Origin of the sequence: uncultured Aquincola sp. (genome assembly GCF_964001545.1) — a bacterium.
Classification (GTDB): Bacteria; Pseudomonadota; Gammaproteobacteria; order Burkholderiales; family Burkholderiaceae_C; genus Aquincola.
This window is the reverse complement of sequence record NZ_CAXFDV010000237.1, coordinates 1-4,745: the sequence shown is the minus strand read 5'-3', so window position 1 is coordinate 4,745 and position 4,745 is coordinate 1. Positions and strand designations below refer to the sequence as shown.

At 71.0% G+C, this 4,745-nt stretch carries 3 protein-coding genes; 1 reads left to right on the top strand and 2 read right to left on the bottom strand.

The window, feature by feature from the left end; all coding sequences use genetic code 11:
• Positions 1-1,102, top strand: a 1,102-nt coding sequence (gene acpA / locus ABNT58_RS08180; RefSeq protein ID WP_348753007.1) for an acid phosphatase, incomplete at its 5' end; no start/stop codon positions are given.
• Between the two features lie 92 nt (positions 1,103-1,194).
• Here acpA and ABNT58_RS08175 read toward each other — a convergent pair.
• Together ABNT58_RS08175 and ABNT58_RS08170 are read right to left on the bottom strand one after the other, a co-directional pair.
• A complete protein-coding gene (locus tag ABNT58_RS08175; protein ID WP_348753006.1) occupies positions 1,195-2,724 on the bottom strand; it encodes a DUF1501 domain-containing protein in 1,530 nt (509 codons plus the stop codon).
• Between the two features lie 2 nt (positions 2,725-2,726).
• Positions 2,727-4,589 carry a DUF1800 domain-containing protein gene (locus ABNT58_RS08170; protein ID WP_348753005.1) on the bottom strand — a complete coding sequence of 621 codons (1,863 nt, stop codon included), beginning with the start codon at positions 4,587-4,589 and terminating at the stop codon, positions 2,727-2,729.
• Positions 4,590-4,745 lie beyond the last annotated feature (156 nt).

Here is a 4,745-nt window from a genome sequence, read left to right as displayed (position 1 = left end):
CGTGCTGGCCGACAACTTCTTCCAGGGTGCATTCGGCGGCTCGTTCTTGAACCACCAGTACCTGATCTGCGCCTGCGCGCCCGAGTATCCGGGCGCCGACACCGCGGCCGCGGCGCCCACCATCGCGGTGCTCAACAAGGACACCAACGGCAAGTACACCCCCACGCTGACCACCAAGCCCACCAGCCCGGCCTCGGCGCTGGACGGCCCGCCCAGCTATGTGCTCAGCGGCAACATCACGCCGGCCAACTACTTCGGCGATGGCAAGTTCTACGCGGTCAACACCATGCAGCCGCCCTACCAGCCCAGCGGCAACGCGCCGGCCGACGTGAGCGGCAACAACGCGCTGTACGCCAACGCCGGCAAGCCCACCACGCTGCCGCCACAGACGGCCGCCACCATCGGCGACCTGCTGGATGCCCGCAACGTGAGCTGGAAGTGGTACGGCGGCGCGTGGAACAGCGCGCTCAAGGATGGCATGCAGGATGCGGCCACCACGCGCTCGGTGATCTACGCCGGCAACAGCTACGGCGTGGCCACCACCGCCAACGTCGACTTCCAGCCGCACCACCAGCCCTTCAACTACTACGCCAAGGCCGACCCCGTGACCGGCGCCGCCTACCGCAGCAGCCATCTCAAGGACTACACCGACCTGGTGGCCGATGCCGCCGCCGGCACCTTGCCCGCGGTGAGCTTCTACAAGCCGGAGGGGCTGTACAACCAGCACCCCGGCTACGCCAACATCGCAGACGCCGACCAGAAGATCGCCGACCTGATTGCCAAGCTGCAGGCCAGCCCGCAGTGGAACAACATGGTGATCGTGGTGACCTACGACGAATTCGGCGGCACCTGGGACCACGTGGCCCCGCCCAAGGGCGACCTGCTGGGCCCGGGCACCCGCATTCCGGCGCTGGTGATCTCGCCGCTGGCCAGGAAGGGCACGGTGGACCACACGCCGTACGACACCGGCTCGGTGCTGCGGCTGATCACCCGCACCTTCGGCCTGGACACCCTGCCCGGCCTGACCACCCGCGATGCCGCGCTCAAGGCCAACGGCAGCCAGGCCATGGGCGACCTGACCAATGCCTTGCAGCTGAACTGACCCGCTTGGCGGGCTTCAGTCCCGCCGGGCCGCCCCAAGGGACTGAGCTCCCCCTCGGGGGGGGCGCGAGCGCAGCGAGCTTGGGGGCTACATCAACTCATGAAGCCGAGGTTCCGCCGGCTGGCGTCGAAGTTCAGCAGGTTCGGGAACAGGTCGATCAGCTGGCCGTCGCTGAGGCCGAACCAGCGGCCCAGCGTGGCGCCCAGCTGTTCCACCGAGGTGGTGGGCAGCAGCGCGCCGTTGCTGATCTGGTCGGGGCTGTTGAAGCCGCCGCGGCCGTCGGGCAGGCCCAGTTGCGGGAAGCTGCCGTAGAGGTCGCGGCCGCGCACCGCGCCGCCGAACACGAAGTGGTGCGCACCCCAGCCGTGGTCTGTGCCGTCGCCATTGCTGGTGAAGGTGCGGCCAAAGTCGCTGGCGGTGAAGCTGGTGACGCTTTCGCGCAGGCCCATCGCGCCCAGCACGCCGTCGAAGTAGGCCATCGCGTGCGACAGCCGCGCCAGCAATTCGGCCTGCGAGCGGTTCTGCGCATCATGGGTGTCGAAGCCGCCCAGGTTCACGAAGAACACCTGCCGCCGCACGCCCAGCGCATCGCGCGCGGCCATCATGCGGGCCACCACCTGCAGCTGCTGCGCCAGCGGGTTGAGGGCGCGGGTGCCGGCCATGGTGTCGTACCACAGCAGCGAGCTGCTCAGCCCGGCGTTGCTGCCCGTGGCCTCGTACGGCGCCTGGTTGGCGCCGGGCAGCGCGGCGGACACCAGCTGCTCGGCATCGATGGAGCGGCCCACCACCGCCGCCAGGTCGCGCGCCAGCAGGTCGTTGCTGCGGGCATTGCGCATCACGTTGCGCATGCTGTTCATGGCCACCGGCGAGTTGTACAGCGCGGTGGCACCCTGCCCGCCGATGCGCACCGCGCCGCTGCTGGCCGACAGCTGGTACTGCAGCACGCTGCGGCCGGCCAGCCACACGGCGCTGCCGGCGGCGGAGATGCTGGTGAACGTGGCGCCGCTGTTGCCCGCCATCAGCAGGTCGCCCATGCGGCCGCCCCAGCCGGCGGTGCTGCCTTCGGCGCCCAGCGTCTGCCAGGCGGCCAGCTGGTCGTTGTGCGAGAACAGGCTGGCCGGCCGCGGGAAGGCGGCGTTGCCGTAGTCGGTCTTGCTCATCGGCCGCACCAGCGGGCCGATGTTGGGCAGCACCGCCAGGCGGCCGGCCGCGAACAGGTCGCGGGCGCCGGTCATCACCGGGTGCAGCGCAAAGCTGCGGCCCTGGTTGTTTACCGGGTCGAGGGGCAGCACGCCGCCCAGCCGGTCGGGCGAGCCGATGGCCGCGGTGGCCACCGGCGCGGTGCCGGCCGCGCGCAGGTTGATGGGGTCAGGTGCCTGGTTGCGCACCGTGGTGTAAGCCTGCCAGCTGGCGGCGTCGGTGGGCAGCACCATGTTGAAGGCGTCGTTGCCGCCGTTCAGGAAGATGCACACCATCGCCTTGTAGTCGCCGGCGGTCTGCGCGCTGGCCTGGCCCATCGCGGCCAGGTTGAGGGCCAGCGGCGTGGCGGCGGCGCCCAGGGAGGACAGCGCGGCAGCCCGTTGCAAAAAGGCGCGGCGCGAAGCGTTGACGGAGCGGTCCATGGTCATTTCTGCACGAGGAATTCGGGGGACACCAGCACCAGGAAGCTGGCGATCAGCGACCGGTTGCGGCGGGCGCTGGCGATCTGCGCGGCATTGCTGCCATCGGTGCGGGCGGTGGGAATGGCCACCGACTGCACCGCGGTGATCAACTCGCCACGCAGCGCGGCCGGTGCCACGCTGCCCAGCAGGCGGGTGGCGGCGCGGTCCACCAGCGCTTCGGGCTGGTCGGCCACCGCGTCGTCGCCGCTGAAGTCCAGCTGCACGTCGCGGCGTGTTGCCTTGCCGTCCAGGCCGTTCATGCCCCAGCCCGATTGCAGGCCGCCACGCATGTAGTTGGCATAGCCGGCCACCGAGGTTTCATGCGTCAGCTGCAGCTCGGGCGTGGTCAGGCCGGCAGCGCCCGACAGCGTGCCCGGCGCCACATAGCCCGGGCGGAAGAAGTTGAAGACCGAGGGCGAACGCAGCGGCGTCTGGCCCAGCGCGGTGGCCGCGTCGTCGGTGTTGCTGATGAGCCAGCTGCCCGAATCGGACGTGGCGCCGAAGGCGCGCAGCGTGGCCGTCAGCCGCAGCACGGGTTCGCGCAGCTTGCCGAAGGCGGGGTCGCGGGCGGCGCTGGGGCTGCGGGCTTCCGCATCCAGCAGCACCGCCTTGACGGTGGTCTTGAGGTCGCCGCCCGAGCCGGCAAAGGCCGCCGACACCCGCGCCACATAGGCCGGGCTGGGGTGGCTGGTGACCAGCCGCTGGATCAGCTGGCGACCGATGAAGGGGCCCACGTTGGGGTGCGCGGCCAGCGTGTCCAGCGCGGCCTTCAGGCTGACCATCGGCTGCGCGGTGCCCTGGGCCGGCACCACGGTGCCGAGGAAACGTTTCTCGCTGGTGGAATGGAACTGCGGATAGCCCTGCATCGGCTTCCACATGCGGTCGGCATCCTGGTAGCCGGTGGCGCCCCAGAAGCGGTTGTTGTGGGTGTCCGGCCCGGCATAGCTGAAGCCGGTGAACACCTTGGCCAGCCCGGCGATGTCGTCGTGGCTGTAGGTGGCGATCGGCGCGCCGCTGGCGTCGAGCTTGCGGCTGCCGTCGGCATTGAGCTGGTACAGGCCGATGGAAAACAGCTGCATCACCTCACGCGCGAAGTTCTCGTCGGGCACGCGGCCGGCGGTGGTGTTTTCCTTCTGGTTGCGCATGTGCGAGAGGAACATGCCCATCGCCGGGTGCAGTGCCACGCCTTCCAGCAGCTGGCGGTAGCTGCCGAAGGCGTTGCCGCGCAGCATGTCGAGGTAGCCGGCCATCGCGCGGCCGTTGTTGGCCAGGCTGTCGTTCTGGAACGAGACGACGAAGATCTCCGACAGCGCGAAGCCCACGCGCATGCGCAGCTGGGCATCGCCGGTCACGGCTTCGCGGTAGAAGGCGTCGAGCACCTCGCGCTGGCCGGCCGACTTGGTGGCGTCGGCCGCCTGCACGGCGGCATTGGCCGCGTCCCAGTTGGCGCGCAGCGAGCCGCCTTCACGGCTGAACTGGTCGTCGATCCAGGCGGCATATCCCATCGCCATCACGCGGTCGATCTCGGCCGCGGTGGCGCCGAAACTGGCCTGGTCGAGGAAGCGCTGCGCCTCGGCCCGGGTGCTGGCGGTGGCCAGCGACGGGTCGGCGGCGGGTGCGGGTGCGGGCGCCGAGGGGGCCGGTGCGGGCGTGGCACCGCCCTCGGTCGCCGGGGCCGGCGCCGGCGCCGGGCTGCCGGTGGCCGGGCTGCCGCTGTCGGCGGTGGCCCCGGGCGGGCTGTTGGCGCCCACGGCCACGCTGCCGCCGCCACCGCCTCCACCGCCGCCGCAGGCGGCGACCGCAGCGGCCGCCACCGTGATCATCATCCACCGCACCATGCGTGCGGCTTGCGGGCGCCCCGGCGCCGTCGTCGAAACCTTGTCCACCACAACCCCTGTTGCAGGCACTCGCCTGCGTCACTCAGGGTCTTATCGGCGCGGGGCCCGGGCGGCCCAAGGTCTTCATTCGCCGGAACCGCCGGG

Bases quoted from the DNA above. Each gene is read 5' to 3' on its own strand.
- ABNT58_RS08170 (WP_348753005.1), bottom strand. From the start codon at position 4,589: ATGATGATCACGGTGGCGGCCGCTGCGGTCGCCGCCTGCGGCGGCGGT.
- ABNT58_RS08175 (WP_348753006.1), bottom strand. From the start codon at position 2,724: ATGGACCGCTCCGTCAACGCTTCGCGCCGCGCCTTTTTGCAACGGGCT.